The following is a 17,427-nucleotide window of genomic DNA, read 5'->3' on the forward strand; positions in this document are numbered from 1 at the left end:
GTCAGTGAATTCCGTAGGCATGGGTTCTGGGCGCCACGTCTGGCTGGGCAGCGAGCTCGCTGGCCCCGGTGCCGTGGCGGTTGAGCAGACGCTCGGTACGTGGGTACTGGCCGTATTCGGCGATAAAACTCAGCAGCTCGGTGTAGGTGCGTCCACTGTGACGCAGCGCTGCGTCACGCAGCGCCTGGGGTAAACGCGCCTCCTGGCTGGCCTGCAGCAGCCGCTGGTGAGCGGCACACAGGTAGTCGGCGCTCTCGTGCGGCTGGTTGAGGCGCAGGTGCAGGTCGGCCAGGTTGTGATGGGCGATGACGAATGCAGCCACCGCTTCGTCGACGTCATGCCAGCGCTCGAACAGCACCTGCGCCAGCGCCAGGGCTTGCAGGTAGTGTTCCCGGGCGTCGACCAACTCGCCTTGTTCGAACAGGCGGTTGGCAGTTTCCGTAGTGCGTTTCCAGTGCTGCATGGTTGTCTCCTGAGCGGTGAACGCAGTGTCAGATCCCGCCAGCGGTGAGTTTTTCTGGGTCCAGCAGTGCTTCCAGCTGGTCGCGTGACAGGTCGGTGTGTTCCAGCGCCACGTCGATGATCGGGCGGCCCTGCTTGTAGGCGGTCTTGGCGATTTCGGCAGCCTTGAGGTAGCCGATAATCGGGTTCAGCGCAGTGACCAGAATCGGGTTACGCGCCAGGGCTTCCTTGAGCTTGCCCTCGTTGACCTTGAACGTGGCGATGGCCTTGTCGGCCAGCAGATGGCTGACGTTGGCCATCAGCTCGATGCTTTCCAGCAGGTTGCGGGCGATCACCGGCAGCATCACGTTCAGCTCGAAGTTGCCGGACTGGCCAGCCACAGCGATGGTGGCGTCGTTGCCGATCACTTGGGCAGCCACCATGGCGGTGGCCTCCGGAATCACCGGGTTGACCTTGCCAGGCATGATCGAAGAGCCCGGTTGCAGACCTTGCAGCTCGATTTCGCCCAGGCCGGCGAGCGGGCCGGAGTTCATCCAGCGCAGGTCGTTGGCGATCTTCATCAGCGCCACGGCAGTGGTCTTGAGCTGGCCAGACAGCGCCACGGCAGTGTCTTGCGAGCCGATCAGGGCGAACAGGTTCTGGCCCGGGGTGAACTCGACCTGGGTCAGGCCGCTGAGCTGGCGGGCGAAACCGGCCGCGAACTGTGGGTGGGCGTTGATGCCGGTCCCCACGGCCGTGCCACCTTGGGCCAGCGCCTGCAAGCTCGGCAGGGTCGCCTCGATGTGCGCCTTGGCGGCGTTGATCTGCGCGGCCCAGCCATCCAGCACCTGGCTCATGCGCACCGGCATGGCGTCCATCAAGTGGGTTCGGCCGGTTTTCACGTACTGATGCACCTGCACCGACTTGGTCTCAATCACCTGCACCAGATGGCTCAGGGCCGGAAGCAGTTGTTCGTGCAGGGCCAGTGCAGCACTGACGTGAATGGTCGTCGGGATGATGTCGTTGCTGCTCTGGCCACAGTTGACGTGGTCGTTGGCGTTCACCGCATCACCCAGTACACGGCTGGCCAGGGTGGCAATCACCTCGTTGGCGTTCATGTTCGAGCTGGTGCCGGAGCCGGTCTGGAACACATCCACCGGGAAGTGCTGGATGAAATCCTCGGCCAGCAGTTGCTCGACCGCCTTGACGATGGCATTGCCCTGCGCGGCAGACAATTGCTCCAACTCGACGTTGGCCTTGGCGGCAGCCGCCTTGGCCAGCAACAGCGCGCGAATGAACTGGGCCGGCATGCGCTGGCCGCTGACCGGGAAGTTGTCGACCGCGCGCTGGGTCTGGGCACCGTACAGGGCCTGGGCCGGCACCTGCAGTTCGCCCATGCTGTCACGCTCGATACGGGTATCACTCATCATCAAATCCTTGCATCAGTTCATCGGGAGAAATCGACGACAGCAGGCGGCAATTGGCCAACTGCAGGGCATAGGGCTGCCAACGCTGGTTCTGTTCCTGGCGATCGAGATTGCGCAGGTCCAGCAAAGGGCGCCAGGCCTGGTCCAGGCACAGGCAGCGCCAATGCCAGGGCAGCATGCGGTCGCAGGCGGTGTCCAGTAGCAGGCGGAAGGAGGTCAGTGCCACCGTCCATGGCGAGGTCTCAGTGCAGCACACCAGGTAGCGGCCCTCGGCCAGGTAATGCTCGATCAGGCGCGGCTCGTCGGGCTCGAGCGCACAGCGGATGCGCCGGCTGAGCCAGCGCCAGTTTTCCAGGTAGGGCAGTTCGCGGAGGACGGGTTTCATGAACATCATCGCCGGGTTACTGGATAATGATATTCATTATTAAGTAATAAATATAATCACTTCAAGAAAAAGGTGATGAAACAAAAAACCCGGCGCAGGGCCGGGTCTTCTGATTTGCCAAGGTCTCTGGAACGAATTAGCTACCCGCTACAGTCATTCGCTCGATCAGCACAGAACCCGTGTGAATGTTGCTACGGGTTTCGAGATCACTACCGATCGCGACAATTTGCTGGAACATATCCTTCATATTGCCGGCAATAGTCACTTCTTGCACCGCGTGCTGGATCTCGCCGTTCTCAACCCAGAACCCTGCCGCACCTCGGGAATAATCCCCGGTCACCATGTTCAGGCCGTGCCCCATCAGCTCGGTGACCAGCAGGCCACGGCCCATGCGGCGGATCAGTGCTGCCTGGTCTTCGACACCATGGCTGACGTACAGGTTGTGCACGCCACCGGCGTTGGCGGTACTTGGCAAGCCCAGCTTGCGCCCGGAATACGTGCCCAGCAGGTACGACACCAGCTCGCCTTTGTCGACGAACGGCTTGGCATAGGTGGCCAGGCCGTCACCATCGAATGCGGCGCTGCCCAGCGCTCGAGGAATGTGCGGGCGCTCGTCGAGGGTTAGCCAGGAGGGGAACAGGCGCTGGCCAATGGTCCCTTCAAGGAACGACGATTTGCGGTAAAGATTGCCGCCGGAAATGGCCGAGAGGAAGCTGCCGAACAGGCCGCCGGCCAGCTCGGCGGAAAACAGCACCGGCACTTCGCAAGTGGGCACCGGGCGCGCGCCCAGGCGGCTGGCGGCGCGCTGGGCAGCGCGTACACCGATACTGCGCGGATCGGCGAGCAGGTTGCCCTGGCGGTTTACGTCATACCAGTAGTCGCGCTGCATCTGCCCGTCGCCTTCGGCGATCATGACGCAACTCAGGCTGTGCCGGGTCGACGCGTAGCCCCCGATGAAGCCATGGCTGTTGCCATACACGCGGCAGCCCTGGTGGGTATTGAGGGTGGTGCCGTCGGCATTGAGGATGCGTGGGTCGGCATCGAACGCCGCAGCCTCGCAGGTCAGGGCCATCTCGATGGCCTTCTCGGGCTCGATGTCCCAGTCGTGATACAGGTCCAGGTCCGGGATGTCCCGGGCCATCAACGCGGCGTCCGCCAGGCCCGAGCATTCGTCCTCGGAAGTATGCTTGGCAATGGCCAACGCCGCAGCGACGGTTTCGCGAATCGCATCCGGGCCACTGGCCGAAGTGCTGGCCGAACCTTTGCGCTGGCCAACGTAGAGGGTAATGCCAAAACCCTGGTCGCGATTGAACTCGACGGTCTCGACCTCACGCTGGCGTACCGTGGTGGACAGGCCCTGCTCCAGCGACACGGCCACTTCGCAGGCACTGGCCCCCTGGCGGCGCGCCTCGGCGATGATTGCCTCGACCTGCTCCTGCAATGCTGGCAGGTCTTTCGGACCTACGCTCTGGACTGCACTCATGGTTCTCTCCACTCAAATTCTGCGTTCGGCGTGGGTCATTCTACGACCGGGCCGGACAAGCGGCCCCCGACTGGTTATCATGGCGGCGATTTCTAGCGGACTGCCACCATGGTTGATTCAAACGACGACGCCTTCGACGGCGAAAAAAGCAAAACCCAGATCAAGCGTGAACTGCATGCGCTGGTCGAACTCGGCGAGCGCCTTACTACGCTCAAGGCCGATACCCTGGCACGCCTGCCGTTGACCGACGAGCTGCGCAAAGCACTGGCTGAAGCCAGCAAGCACACCGCTCATGGCGCCCGTAAGCGCCACATGTCGTTCGTCGGCAAGCTGATGCGCGTGCAGGACCTGGACGCCATTCACGCCTTGCTCGAACAGATGGACAGCTCGACTCGCCAGTACAACGAGCGTTTCCACAACCTGGAGCGCTGGCGTGACCGGTTGATCGACGGTAACGACGAAGACCTCGAGCGTTTCGTCAACGAGTACCCCGAAACCGATCGCCAGCAAATGCGTTCGCTGGTGCGCCATGCTCAACACGAAAAGGCCCGGAACAAGCCACCTGCCGCTGCGCGCAAGGTGTTCAAGTACATCCGCGACCTCGACGAGTTGCAGCGCGGGTTGCGCTGAACCCTTGGGGGCCGCTTTGCGGCCCCCAAAAGCCATCACGCCCCGGTACCGCCCACGGTAATCGCATCCAGCTTCAAGGTAGGCTGCCCTACCCCCACCGGCACCGACTGCCCGTCCTTGCCGCATGTACCCACTCCGCTGTCCAGCGCCAGGTCGTTACCGACCATCGACACCCGGCTCATCGCCTCAGGGCCATTGCCGATCAGGGTTGCGCCTTTTACAGGTGCAGTAATCTTGCCGTCTTCGATCAGGTAGGCCTCACTGGTCGAGAACACGAACTTGCCGCTGGTGATGTCCACCTGTCCGCCGCCCAGATTGGCGCAGTAGATCCCTTTTTTCACGGATGCGATGATTTCCTGCGGGTCGCTTTCGCCAGCCCGCATGTAGGTATTGGTCATGCGTGGCATCGGCAGGTGTGCGTAGGATTCGCGACGGCCGTTGCCGGTCACCGCCATGCCCATCAGGCGTGCGTTCAGCTTGTCCTGCATGTAGCCCTTGAGCACCCCGTTCTCGATCAACGTGGTGCACTCGGTCGGGGTACCTTCGTCGTCGACGCTCAGCGAACCCCGACGGCCCTCGAGCGTGCCATCGTCAACGATGGTGCACAGGCTCGATGCCACTTTCTCGCCGATACGGCCGCTGAAAGCCGAACTGCCCTTGCGGTTGAAGTCACCTTCCAGGCCATGGCCGACAGCCTCGTGCAACAGCACACCCGACCAGCCCGAACCCAGCACCACCGGCAAGGTACCGGCCGGAGCCGGAATCGCTTCCAGGTTCACCAGAGCCTGACGCAGCGCTTCACGGGCATAGCCCATTACCCGCTCTTCAGTGAAGAAGCGGTAGTCGGTACGCCCGCCACCGCCCTGCCCGCCGCGTTCGCGGCGGCCGTTCTGCTCGACGATGACGCTGACGTTGAAGCGCACCAGCGGGCGCACGTCGGCAGCCAGGCTGCCATCGGCCGCCGCAATCAGGATACGCTCCCAGACCCCGGCCATGCTCACACTGACCTGCTGAATTCGCGGGTCCAGGGCACGGGTGGCGGCATCGACACGCTTGAGCAGCTCGACCTTTTCGGCACGGCTCAGTACATCCAGCGGGTTGTCTGCCGCATACAGGGCAGTGACTTCCTGGCTGCGGAAGGCCTGCACCGTGCCGTTTTGACCGGCACGGGAAATGGAACGGGCGGCGCGCGCCGCCGAGGTCAGCGCCTCGAGGTTGATTGCATTGCTGTAGGCGAACCCGGTCTTTTCACCGGACTGGGCACGCACGCCCACGCCCTGGTCGAGGTTGAAACTGCCCTCTTTGACGATGCCGTCTTCCAGCGCCCAGGTTTCCGAGATCTGGCCCTGGAAATACAGGTCGGCGGCGTCGATGCCGGGGCCAGCCAACTCACCCAGCACGCTCTGCAGGCTGTCCAGGGTCAAGCCGCCTGGGGCCAGGAGCTGCTCACTGACGGTGGATAACATCTGGCTCATAGTCACTCCGCGGTGTGCGCAGGCCGCAACGCGCCCTGCGAGAAAAAGCGCCGGTGCGATACCACCGGCATGCGCGCCCGAATGGACGCTTGTTCTTCAATGTCGCGCTCGGCAAGCAGTACCGCTTCGCCTTGCGCCTGTTCTGCAACGATGCGCCCCCAAGGGTCTACAATCGCCGCATGCCCATGGGTTTCCCGTGGGCCTGGGTGGGTGCCTCCCTGCGCCGCAGCCAGCAGGTAGCACTGGGTCTCGATGGCTCGGGCGCGTACCAGTACCTCCCAATGGGCCGCGCCTGTCACTGCCGTAAAGGCAGCCGGCGCAGTGATCAGCTCCGCGCCGGCAGCACGCAGTGCGCTGTACAGCTCGGGGAAGCGCAAGTCGTAGCACACGCTCAACCCCAGCCGCCCGACCGGCGTATCAGCCACCACCACCTGAGCACCATGGGCGTAGTCGTCCGACTCACGGTAACGGCCACGGTTGTCGGCAACATCCACGTCAAACAGGTGCAGCTTGTCATAACGTGCCGCCACCTCGCCGTGTTCATCGATCAACAGCGAGCAGGCATGGGCCTTGGCCTCGGGCTGGCCGACCGGTGGCAAGGGCAAGGTACCGGCAACAATCCATAACTTGAGGTCACGGGCGGTGCGTTTCAACCATGGCAGGATCGGCCCTTCGCCCAACGCTTCGGCTCGGCCGATGGCAGCGGCATCCTTACGGCCCATGGCAGCGAAATTTTCTGGCAGCACCGCCAGCCGTGCGCCGCCCATCGCGGCCTGCTCCAACAGGGCACCGGCACGCTGCAGGTTGGCCAGCACATCGTCCTGGCTGACCATCTGGATTACCGCTGCCTTCATGGGCACTCCTAGCGGGATTTCTCGAAAGGTTTCACAAAGGTGATTCTAGGCTCTTTAACCGGTCCTTCGACACGGTAGTGCACACTGGCAAAGCGCGAAACACGGTCACCGATCAACCGATCGACCAGGAACAAGGCGCCACCTACGGCCGGCGCGCCGACAATCAGTGCCGCCAGCGGCAGGTTGTTCGTCACCGGCAGGCTCACCTGCAGGTTGGCGTCGATCCGGTCGCCTAGCATGTCCAGGGTCCCATCCAGCTCGAAATTGCTCGACGGGCCGGTCACGCTGATGGGCTCGCGGGTCACATACACCCCGTCACTGGCCACCAGCAGCCCCTTGACCCGGTCATATGCCAGGCCTTTGTCGAACAGGTCGGAGAAGTCCAGACGCAGGCGTCGGCCAATGGAGTTGAAGTTGAGCAGGCCAAATACCCGCAACGCCTGGGCGCTGCCTTCAACCTCGACGAACTGGCCGGTACGCAGTGCCGCGTCCATGCTGCCCGAGAAGCGCTTCAGCCCCACCGCAGCCGGCGAACCCGGCCAGCGGCCATCCACATCCAGGCGGAAATCGCGGCTGGTCACGGTCGGCGCAAAGCCCCAGGCCTTGAGTACATCGGCCAGGTTCTTGCCGTCCAGGCGCCCTTTGTACCAGCTGCTGGTCTTGCCTGTTTCGCCTTCCCAGCCACCGCCGCCGTCGATACGCAGGCCTTTGAAGTCGAGGTCGATATCACTGGCGCTAACACCACGCGCGGTGGGTCGCAACTTGATCGAGGCACTGCCGAACAAGTCGTCGCCGCGGTACAGCTTGTCGATGCTCAGGTCCAGCGCCGGGACCTTGCGCGGGTCGAACTCGGCCAGCGGATCGGGGCCATCCTCGGCTTGCGCCTGGGCAGGGTCGGCCGCCGGCAAACGCAAGGTTTGCATGCGCACCACCATGGGCGAACCTTTGGCATCCGGCACGCGTGCGTTGCCTATCACTTCCTTGCTGTCAAGGCGCAGGTCCCAAGCCTGGCCGCCTCGTGCCAGCCTCACCACTGCCTGATTCAGGTCCATGCCAAAGGCTTTCAACTGGCCAATGCTCAGGTCTACGCTTTGCAGGTTTTGCCGCGCGCTGCCACCGGGGTCGTCGCCCGCCAGGCGTGCTGCCTGCTCTTGCCAAGGTGCCAGGTCCAGCGCCTCCAAACGGCCACGTACCCGCAACCCTTGACCGCCCGGCAGTTGAGCGTTACCGGCGCCCAGCAGCAACTCACCGCGCCCCTGGGCCAGAGCGTCGGCCGGCGCGGAATAGGCAAAGCGGGCAAGGTCGGTGTAGGCAGCATCGAAGCGACGCTCCGTCCCCTGCAGGTTCATGCTGAAACGGCTGTCGCGGGTATCTGCCCCCGCTTTGCCGAACGGTGCCGGCAGGTCGATCGCCAGGCCCTTGAGGTTGGAAGTGACGTTCAGGCTGTTTTCCCGGCTACCCAGGTTGACCTGTAGCTGGTAAGGCAAGTCGCCGGAGGCCGGCAGGGCCTGCTTGAACTGCAGCCATTCGGTCAACGCCTTGAGCGACACCTGGCCATTGGCATTAATGCGGGTCTGCATCTGGCCGACCTGGCCTTCAGCAGTGATTTGCGCCGTTACCGGCTTGCCGAAGGCTTGCAGGCTGATGCCCTTGCCGCTCAGGCCTTTATCGAAATCAAAGCTGAAATCACCCTTCAGGCGGTTCAACTCCAGGCTCGGCGGGGCGACTTTCAGGCGCGCCTCGTTGGTGGCGAAGTCCACCTGCACTTTCGGTCGCAGCCCATGGGCCAAGGGGATATCGAGCTTGACCTTGCCCGTCAGCGGCCCTTCACCCTCCCAGCCGGCGAACATCTCACCGGTGCCGATTGGCGCTTCCTTGAGAATCTTCAGCCCGTCACCCAGGGTGCCGTCGAAGTCTCCATCCAGGTACAGGTGGCTGTGCTGGTCACCGTCGACATGCGGGATATCGACCGTCACATCGCTGACCTTGGTATCGAGCAGCACGCCGCGTTGGGCCTTGATGCGAACACCGCTGTCCTCGATGAACACATCGCCATCCACGTGCTGAACCTGCGGCCAGCCAGGCTGGAAGTCCAGGGCGGCATCACGCACCTTGAAGAACAGGCTGATACTGCGCGCTTCAGGAGCCGCGCCATGATTCAGCGAGCCCTGGTACTGGAAGTAGCCTTCATCCACCGTGCCTTTGACGATGGCGCTGCGCAACCACTCGTCGAGGGCGGGGCTGAGCACCTCGGGCAAGTACTTGGCGGTATAGCGGCCATCGCCTTCGGTCAGGCCGACGCGCAGGTCCATGTAGTCCTCGCGGCCTTCCTCGAACAACAGGCGAATCAGGAAATCACCGGCGATCTTGCCCTCTTCGCCCAGCACCTTGAGGTACGGCGCTATCAGGGTGAAACCGTCTTTGTCCAAGGCCCAGGTCAGGCGTGCATTGGCCTTCTGGTAGTGCCAGGGCTTGGCGAAGATCGGGTACAGATGCAGCATGAACGCCTCAGTATCCAACCGCAGCTCACCATGGCCCAGGTCGCCACTGATGCTGCCGCTGACGTTACCGGCAGCCGGGGCATTGTGATAGGCATCGAAACCGACCTTTTCCAGGTTGGCCTCGAACTGCAGGCGTTTGTCGCCCTCGGCTTTCGGCCGGGCCTCCAGGCGCACATTGCGCAGCGCGCCGGTTACCTTCAGGCCATCGACCACAGCCATGACTTTGTCAGGCAACGGCGCCAAAGCATCGATCAGCGGGGTCAAGGGCGTGAGGTCGAGCCGGTCGGCCTGCACCCGCCAGTTTTCATCGGCTGCGTTCTCGCCCGGGCGCTGCTGCAACTGCAAGTGCGACTCCCAGCGGGACTCGCCGATGTCCATGGCCAGGGAGTCGACCACCACATCGAAGCCTTGATCCCGGCGCTGGAACCAGGCGCCCAGGGCCAGGTTGCTCAGCGTGGCAGCCTTGCGGCCGGTATAGGCACCCCGCAGTTCAGGCGCATTAAGCCGCACCACAGCCTGCTGCAACTGCCCTTTGCGCCAATCGACCCAGAACTCGCCGCCCGCTCGCAACGCGTCAGCTTGCCACTCACCGAGCAGGCGTGGTGGCAACCAGCGCGCCCAGTCACTTTGCGGCAGGCTCAGGTAGGCCTCCACCTGGCCATCACGCCAGGCCTTGGCTGACACACGGCTTTGCAGGTTCAGCGACAGAGGCTGGCCATCGGGCAAGGTGGCGCGCAACTCCAGCACTTGCCGTGAAGCACCCGCCTTCAGGCCGGCGCTGACATAGGTGAGGGTGAGCGGGTCACGCTGCCAGGGGTGCAAGGTGACCTGGCTGTCGAACACATCGACGCGGCCCAATTGACGCAGGCGCTGCAGCAGGTCGGCGGGGTCGAGTGGTGCGTCGTCTTTTTTCGGCAGGCCTTCGAGGTTCCAGGCGCCCTGCTCGTTCTCGCGCAAGATCAGTTGCAGGCCGCCCAGCTGAATACGCGCCAGGCGCACTTCACGGGCGGTAAGGCTGGCCCAGACATCAGGCACCACCTTCACGTCATCCAGGCGCAACGCCGTAGCGCCTTCGCCCAGTTGCAGGTCGCGCACCCGCAGCACCGGAGCCAGCCCGCTCCAGCGGCCCTCAAGGGCACCGACATGCACCGGCAGGCCCAGCGCCTGCTCGGCCTTGCTTTCCACATCGGCGCGGTACTCGGCCACCAGCGGCACCAGTTCGCGACCGAGGCTGACATACAGCGCCACCAATACCGCCAACAGGGCGCATAAGCCCAGCCCCCAGCGGGTCAAGGCGACAAGAACGCGGGTCAGACGTCCCATGGCCATGGCCCTCCAAGTCGTTTATCCATGATGGCCGGTAGCGGCGGTTTTGCCAGCCCGACCATCCTGCGGCGTGTTCTGGAAGAACTCAGAGCAGCACCACGTCGTATTGTTCCTGCGAATACATCGACTCAACCTGGAAGCGAATGGTTCGACCGATGAAAGCCTCCAGCTCAGCGACGTTGCCAGATTCTTCATCCAGCAGCCGGTCGACCACCTTCTGGTTGGCCAGTACACGGTAGCCCTCAGCCTGATAGGCCCGGGCCTCACGCAGGATCTCACGGAAGATCTCGTAACAAATGGTCTCGGGGGTTTTCAGCTTGCCGCGCCCCTGGCAGGCCAGGCACGGCTCACACAGCACCTGCTCCAGGCTTTCACGGGTGCGCTTGCGGGTCATCTGCACCAGGCCCAGCTCGGTAATACCGATGATGTTGGTTTTGGCGTGATCACGCTCCAGCTGTTTTTCCAGGGTGCGCAGCACCTGGCGCTGGTGCTCTTCATCTTCCATGTCGATGAAGTCGATGATGATGATGCCGCCGATGTTGCGCAGGCGCAGTTGCCGGGCAATGGCAGTGGCGGCTTCCAGGTTGGTCTTGAAGATGGTCTCTTCCAGGTTGCGATGACCGACGAACGCGCCGGTGTTCACATCGATGGTGGTCATTGCTTCGGCCGGATCGACCACCAGGTAGCCACCCGACTTGAGCGGCACCTTGCGCTCAAGCGCACGCTGGATCTCGTCTTCAACGCCGTACAGGTCGAAGATCGGTCGCTCGCCCGGGTAGTGCTCGAGGCGGTCGGCGATTTCCGGCATCAGTTCGCCAACGAACTGCATGGTTTTCTGGAAGGTTTCCCGCGAGTCGATACGGATCTTCTCGATTTTCGGGTTGACCAGGTCACGCAGCGTGCGCAGGGCCAGGCCCAGGTCTTCGTAGATGACCGTGGGCGCACCGCACGTCTTGATCTGGGTGCCAATCTGCTCCCACAGGCGACGCAGGTAGCGGATGTCTTGCAGAATTTCTTCAGCGCGCGCGCCTTCTGCGGCGGTACGCAGGATAAAGCCACCGGCATCCTTGATGTTTTCGCTTTCCATGCAGTCGCTGACCACCTGCTTGAGGCGATCACGCTCGGCTTCGTCTTCGATCTTCAGCGATATGCCAACATGGCTGCTGCGGGGCATGTACACCAGATAGCGCGAAGGGATCGACAACTGGGTGGTCAGGCGCGCGCCCTTGGTGCCGATCGGGTCTTTGGTCACCTGCACCACCAAGGCCTGGCCTTCGTGGACCAGGGCGGTGATGTTCTCGACCGCCGAGCCTTCGCGCTGGGAAATTTCCGAGGCATGGATGAACGCCGCGCGCTCCAGGCCGATGTCGACGAAGGCCGCCTGCATGCCCGGCAGCACGCGCACCACCTTGCCCTTGTAGATATTGCCAACGATGCCACGGCGCTGGGTGCGCTCGACGTGCACCTCCTGCAGTACCCCGTTTTCCACCACCGCCACGCGTGACTCCATCGGGGTGATGTTGATCAGGATCTCTTCACTCATGGCACGTTCTCGTCAAGGATGTTCGGTAATGATGGATCGCAGTGGGGTGGCTGGCTAGCGCGGCGCTGATACTCCGTGTTGCTGCCAGCACGCGATGGAAAACGCATCCAGCAGGCGCGCAGTTTCGAATAGGGGCAGGCCAACCACGGCCGAGTAACTGCCCATCAGTTCCCTGACGAAGACTGCGCCCAGGCCCTGGATGGCGTAGCCGCCGGCTTTGTCATGGGGCTCACCGGTGGCCCAGTAGCGCTGCGCTTCTTCTGGGCTGATGGCACGGAAATAGACATGAGTACCTACGCACACGTCCAGGCAGCGAGCGCCGTCGGTCACGGCCACGGCGGTGATCACCTGATGATGGTCATCTGACAGCTGCGCGAGCATGGCCAGCGCGTGTTCGCGGTCACGGGGCTTGCCAAGGATCTGGCCGCCAATCGACACCACGGTATCGGCACCCAGCACCACACCTGGGCCGTTGAGCCCGGCCAAGCCGGCAGCAGCCTTCGCACGGGCAAGGCGCAGGGCGTACTCGGAGACGCCTTCATCCGGCAGCGGGGTTTCGTCGACAGAGGCACTGACAACGGAAAAGTCGACGCCGATCTGAGCTAACAGTTCGCGCCGACGGGGTGAGCCAGAAGCCAGGTAAAGCGGGGTCATCGGACATCTCCCTGTCAGTGGCACCGTGGCCGTCAATTGATGTGCAGGCGTCGGCGTGCGTCGCGCAAGGCAAAGCTTATCCATGGCCAGAGCAGTGCACTGATCACGGCCGACCAGACCAGTGCCAGGGTCGGCAGGCGGTTACCGGTGAGCGCGCTGAGCCACAGCTGAACCAGCTGGGCGATACCGAACACCACCAGGATCACCAGGCTCTGCTGCCACATGGGGAACATGCGCAAACGCTGTTGCAGTGACAGCACGAGGAAGGTGATCAGGGTGAGAATAAGCGCGTTTTGCCCAAGCAGGGTACCGTAGAGCACATCCTCGGCCAGGCCAAGCACGAATGCCGTGGTCATGCCGACTTTGTGCGGCACGGCGAGGGTCCAGAACGATACCAGCAAGGCCAGCCACATGGGGCGGAACACTTCCATGAACTGAGGCATGGGCGACACGCTGAGCAGCAGGCCGATGGCGAAGGTCAGCCAGATGAACCAGCCGTTGTTGCGGCGCGACGCTGCCATCACGGCCTCCTGGGTTGAGCGGTTGCCGCTGGCGCCGCAGCCGGTGTGGCAGGTTGCGCTGCGGGTGTGGCGGGCTTGGTCACTGCCGGCGCGGCCTGCTCGGGTGCGGCTGTGCCCTGCCCGGCTGCCGGCGCCCCCTTGCGATCGGCCTCTTCCTGAGCGATGGCGGCATCGGTGGCGCGCTCTTCAGGGGTGCGGCGATCACTGAACACCAGCAACATGTAGCGGCTTCGGTTCAGCGCGGCAGTAGGGATGGCACGCACGATAGCAAACGGCTGGCCGGAGTCGTGGATCACTTCGTTGACCGTGGCAACGGGGTAGCCAGCCGGGAAACGCTGGCCCATGCCGGAGCTGACCAGCAAATCCCCTTCCTTGATGTCTGCCGTATCGGCCACGTGACGCAGCTCCAGCCGCTCGGGGTTGCCGGTACCGCTGGCAATGGCGCGCAGGCCGTTACGGTTGACCTGTACCGGAATGCTGTGGGTGGTATCAGTGAGCAGCAGCACCCGTGAGGTGTAGGGCATCAACTCGACCACCTGGCCCATCAGGCCACGCGCATCGAGTACCGGCTGGCCCAGGAACACGCCGTCACGCTCACCCTTGTTGATCAGGATACGGTGGGTGAATGGGTTGGGGTCGACACCGATCAGTTCGGCCACCTCGACCTTTTCGTTAACCAGTGCCGATGAGTTGAGCAACTCGCGCAGGCGCACGTTCTGCTCGGTGAGGGCTGCCAGCTTCTGCAGGCGCCCCTGCAACAGCAGGGCTTCGGTCTTGAGTTTCTCGTTTTCGGCAATCAGCTCGTTGCGGCTGCCGAACTGCCCCGCCACCCCTTGCCAGACACGCTGCGGCAGGTCGGTGATCCAGTAGGATTCCATGAGCACCAGGCCCATTTGGCTGCGCACAGGTTTAAGCAGGTCGAAACGCGCGTCGACAACCATCAACGCGACCGACATCACTACCAGAACAAGCAGGCGCACGCCCAGCGAAGGGCCCTTGGAGAAAAGCGGTTTAATGGGCCGTTCCTCGTGGACGACTCAGGAGGTCATTGGACATGGGACAACGCACCAGCCTGGTTGCGGGTTGACGGATACGGCGCCCTGAACGGGCGCCAGCCCAGCACATACAGGTAGCACTGTGCGTACTGCCTGTAAACCGGGCGCTCGCGAACAGCAAGTGGGATCACTCGCTGGAGAGCAGGTCCATCGCGTGCTTGTCCATCATCTCCAGAGCGCGACCGCCGCCACGGGCGACACAGGTCAGCGGGTCTTCGGCGACGATCACCGGCAGGCCGGTTTCCTGGGCCAGCAGCTTGTCGAGGTCACGCAGCAGCGCGCCACCGCCGGTCAGCACCAGGCCACGCTCGGCGATGTCCGAAGCCAGCTCAGGCGGCGACTGCTCCAGAGCGCTCTTGACCGCCTGGACGATGGTCGCCAGCGATTCCTGCAGCGCTTCGAGCACTTCGTTGGAGTTCAGGGTGAAGGCACGCGGTACGCCCTCGGCCAGGTTACGGCCACGCACGTCGACTTCGCGCACTTCGCCGCCCGGGTAGGCGGTACCGATTTCCTGTTTGATGCGCTCGGCGGTGGACTCACCGATCAGGCTGCCGTAATTGCGGCGCACGTAGGTGACGATGGCTTCGTCGAAGCGGTCGCCGCCAACGCGGACGGATTCGGCATAAACCACGCCGTTCAGCGAGATGAGGGCGATTTCAGTGGTACCACCACCGATATCGACGACCATCGAACCGCGGGCTTCTTCAACCGGCAGGCCGGCACCGATGGCAGCAGCCATGGGCTCTTCGATCAGGAACACTTCACGGGCACCGGCACCCAGGGCCGACTCGCGAATGGCGCGGCGCTCCACCTGGGTCGACTTGCACGGCACGCAGATCAGCACACGCGGGCTTGGCTGCAGGAAGCTGTTCTCGTGAACCTTGTTGATAAAATATTGCAACATTTTTTCGCACACGCTGAAGTCGGCGATGACGCCGTCCTTCATCGGACGAATGGCAGCAATGTTGCCAGGCGTACGGCCCAGCATGCGTTTGGCTTCGGTACCGACGGCGACAACGCTTTTCTGGTTGCCATGGGTACGGATGGCAACAACCGAGGGCTCATTCAGGACGATACCGCGCTCACGCACGTAAATAAGGGTGTTGGCAGTACCCAGGTCGATGGAAAGATCGCTGGAAAACATGCCACGCAGTTTCTTGAACATGGGAAAGTGACCCTGGGGAAAGCGTGGGTAAAAAAGTGCGGCAAACTCTAACAATGGCAGGGATTTTGGGCAAGGAGCCAATATGTTAAATTGGCTGTTTTTCCGAGCACGCCAGCAGAAATTCGCGGCCGTTAGACCGTCAGAAAGCTGACATGTTCCTCACTGCGGACCCAAATTCCGTTCTTTGTTTCCCCTGGAGATCCCCATGGCGCTTGAACGCTGCGACGTGGAAAAGATCGCCCATCTGGCCCGCCTGGGCTTGAATGATGGCGAACTGCCACGCATTACTGACGCCCTGAACAGCATTCTCGGGCTGGTCGACCAGATGCAAGCGGTCGATACCACTGGCATCGAACCCCTGGCCCACCCCCTGGAGGCCAGCCAGCGCCTGCGCCCCGACCAGGTCACCGAAAGCAACCAGCGCGATGCCTACCAGGCAATCGCGCCGTCGACCGAAAGCGGTCTGTACCTGGTTCCCAAAGTCATCGAGTAAGGGATAGAGCCTGCCATGCATCAATTGACCCTGGCCGAGATCGCCCGCGGACTCGCCGACAAGTCGTTTTCTTCCGAAGAGCTGACCGGCGCCCTGCTGGCGCGCATCAAGCAGCTCGACCCGCAGATCAACAGCTTCATCAGCGTCACCGAAGACCTGGCCCTGGGCCAGGCGCGTGCCGCCGACGCCCGTCGCGCCGCTGGCGAAACCGGCGCGCTGCTGGGTGCACCCGTCGCCCACAAGGACCTGTTCTGCACCAACGGTGTACGCACCAGCTGCGGCTCGAAGATGCTCGACAACTTCAAAGCACCGTATGACGCCACCGTGGTCGCCAAGCTGGCCGAAGCCGGCATGGTCACCCTGGGCAAGACCAACATGGACGAGTTCGCCATGGGTTCGGCCAATGAATCCAGCCACTACGGCGCGGTGAAGAACCCGTGGAACCTTGAACACGTTCCGGGCGGTTCGTCGGGTGGTTCGGCCGCTGCCGTGGCTGCACGCCTGCTGCCGGCCACTACCGGCACCGACACCGGCGGCTCGATCCGCCAGCCGGCAGCACTGACCAACCTCACCGGCCTCAAGCCGACGTACGGTCGCGTTTCGCGCTGGGGCATGATCGCCTACGCCTCCAGCCTCGACCAGGGTGGCCCGCTGGCCCGCACGGCCGAGGACTGCGCCCTGCTGCTGCAAGGCATGGCCGGTTTCGACGTCAAGGACTCCACCAGCATCGAAGAGCCGGTGCCGGACTACAGCGCCAACCTCAACGCCTCGCTCCAGGGCCTGCGCATCGGCCTGCCGAAGGAATACTTCGGCGCCGGCCTCGACCCGCGCATCGCCGACCTGGTCCAGGCCAGCGTCAAGGAGCTGGAAAAGCTCGGCGCCGTGGTCAAGGAAATCAGCCTGCCGAACATGCAGCACGCCATCCCGGCCTACTACGTGATCGCTCCGGCTGAAGCCTCCTCCAACCTGTCGCGCTTCGACGGCGTGCGCTTCGGCTACCGCTGCGAAGCACCGAAGGACCTCACAGACCTGTACAAGCGCTCCCGTGGCGAAGGCTTCGGTGTTGAAGTACAGCGCCGTATCATGGTCGGGACCTACGCCCTGTCGGCCGGCTACTACGACGCCTACTACGTGAAGGCGCAGCAAATCCGCCGCCTGATCAAGAACGACTTCATGGCCGCCTTCAACGACGTCGACCTGATCCTCGGCCCGACCACGCCAAACCCGGCCTGGAAGCTTGGCGCCAAGAGCAGCGACCCGGTCGCCGCCTACCTGGAAGACGTCTACACCATCACCGCCAACCTGGCGGGCCTGCCGGGCCTGTCGATGCCAGCCGGCTTCGTCGATGGCCTGCCGGTCGGCGTGCAACTGCTGGCGCCGTACTTCCAGGAAGGCCGCCTGCTCAACGTCGCGCACCGCTACCAGCAAGTGACCGACTGGCACACCCGCGCCCCCAACGGCTTCTGAGGAATTC

Annotated in this window: 15 protein-coding genes; 3 read left to right on the forward strand and 12 right to left on the reverse strand. The window is 63.3% G+C overall.

Annotation, left to right across the window (positions count from 1 at the left end):
• Position 1: 1 nt before the first annotated feature.
• The 4 genes from APH36_RS29690 to pmbA form a co-directional block, all read right to left on the reverse strand.
• Positions 2-463, reverse strand: coding sequence for a hypothetical protein (locus APH36_RS29690; RefSeq protein ID WP_060501756.1), 462 nt, complete (start codon positions 461-463; stop codon positions 2-4).
• Between the two features lie 28 nt (positions 464-491).
• Complete coding sequence (locus APH36_RS29695; RefSeq protein WP_060501758.1) at positions 492-1,868, reverse strand: lyase family protein; 1,377 nt, start codon at positions 1,866-1,868, stop codon at positions 492-494.
• The gene (locus APH36_RS29700; RefSeq protein ID WP_060501760.1) at positions 1,861-2,262 is read right to left on the reverse strand and encodes a hypothetical protein; all 402 of its coding nucleotides are present in this window, start codon (positions 2,260-2,262) and stop codon (positions 1,861-1,863) included. Before APH36_RS29700 ends, APH36_RS29695 begins: the two co-directional genes overlap by 8 nt.
• A 127-nt stretch (positions 2,263-2,389) precedes the next feature.
• Positions 2,390-3,736: a metalloprotease PmbA gene (pmbA, locus tag APH36_RS29705; RefSeq protein ID WP_060501762.1), complete on the reverse strand. Its 1,347-nt coding sequence runs from the start codon at positions 3,734-3,736 to the stop codon at positions 2,390-2,392.
• Between the two features lie 108 nt (positions 3,737-3,844).
• Here pmbA and yjgA point away from each other — a divergent pair, with 108 nt between their 5' ends.
• Positions 3,845-4,366: a ribosome biogenesis factor YjgA gene (gene yjgA / locus APH36_RS29710; protein ID WP_016713148.1), complete on the forward strand. Its 522-nt coding sequence runs from the start codon at positions 3,845-3,847 to the stop codon at positions 4,364-4,366.
• Between the two features lie 35 nt (positions 4,367-4,401).
• On the opposite strand, the gene tldD is transcribed toward yjgA, so the two are convergent.
• The 8 genes from tldD to mreB form a co-directional block, all read right to left on the reverse strand.
• Positions 4,402-5,841: a metalloprotease TldD gene (gene tldD / locus APH36_RS29715; RefSeq protein ID WP_012270646.1), complete on the reverse strand. Its 1,440-nt coding sequence runs from the start codon at positions 5,839-5,841 to the stop codon at positions 4,402-4,404.
• A 2-nt stretch (positions 5,842-5,843) separates the two neighbouring features.
• Positions 5,844-6,695, reverse strand: coding sequence for a carbon-nitrogen hydrolase family protein (locus APH36_RS29720; protein ID WP_060501765.1), 852 nt, complete (start codon positions 6,693-6,695; stop codon positions 5,844-5,846).
• Between the two features lie 8 nt (positions 6,696-6,703).
• Positions 6,704-10,525 carry a YhdP family protein gene (locus tag APH36_RS29725; RefSeq protein ID WP_060501767.1) on the reverse strand — a complete coding sequence of 1,274 codons (3,822 nt, stop codon included), beginning with the start codon at positions 10,523-10,525 and terminating at the stop codon, positions 6,704-6,706.
• A gap of 82 nt (positions 10,526-10,607) precedes the next feature.
• Positions 10,608-12,065, reverse strand: coding sequence for a ribonuclease G (rng, locus tag APH36_RS29730; protein WP_060501769.1), 1,458 nt, complete (start codon positions 12,063-12,065; stop codon positions 10,608-10,610).
• Between the two features lie 54 nt (positions 12,066-12,119).
• Positions 12,120-12,719, reverse strand: coding sequence for a nucleoside triphosphate pyrophosphatase (locus APH36_RS29735; protein WP_060501771.1), 600 nt, complete (start codon positions 12,717-12,719; stop codon positions 12,120-12,122).
• Positions 12,720-12,751: 32 nt separating this feature from the next.
• A complete protein-coding gene (mreD, locus tag APH36_RS29740; protein ID WP_060501773.1) occupies positions 12,752-13,240 on the reverse strand; it encodes a rod shape-determining protein MreD in 489 nt (162 codons plus the stop codon).
• Positions 13,240-14,196, reverse strand: coding sequence for a rod shape-determining protein MreC (gene mreC, locus APH36_RS29745; protein WP_060501775.1), 957 nt, complete (start codon positions 14,194-14,196; stop codon positions 13,240-13,242). Before mreC ends, mreD begins: the two co-directional genes overlap by 1 nt.
• A 226-nt stretch (positions 14,197-14,422) precedes the next feature.
• The gene (mreB, locus tag APH36_RS29750; protein ID WP_003255163.1) at positions 14,423-15,460 is read right to left on the reverse strand and encodes a rod shape-determining protein MreB; all 1,038 of its coding nucleotides are present in this window, start codon (positions 15,458-15,460) and stop codon (positions 14,423-14,425) included.
• Positions 15,461-15,665: 205 nt separating this feature from the next.
• Here mreB and gatC point away from each other — a divergent pair, with 205 nt between their 5' ends.
• On the forward strand, positions 15,666-15,953 hold the full coding sequence (gene gatC, locus APH36_RS29755) for an Asp-tRNA(Asn)/Glu-tRNA(Gln) amidotransferase subunit GatC (RefSeq protein ID WP_003255165.1): 288 nt from the start codon (positions 15,666-15,668) through the stop codon (positions 15,951-15,953).
• A gap of 15 nt (positions 15,954-15,968) precedes the next feature.
• Positions 15,969-17,420: an Asp-tRNA(Asn)/Glu-tRNA(Gln) amidotransferase subunit GatA gene (gatA, locus tag APH36_RS29760; protein WP_060501777.1), complete on the forward strand. Its 1,452-nt coding sequence runs from the start codon at positions 15,969-15,971 to the stop codon at positions 17,418-17,420.
• Positions 17,421-17,427 lie beyond the last annotated feature (7 nt).

The organism is Pseudomonas sp. NBRC 111133 (assembly GCF_001320605.1).
GTDB classification, from domain to species: Bacteria; Pseudomonadota; Gammaproteobacteria; order Pseudomonadales; family Pseudomonadaceae; genus Aquipseudomonas; species Aquipseudomonas monteilii.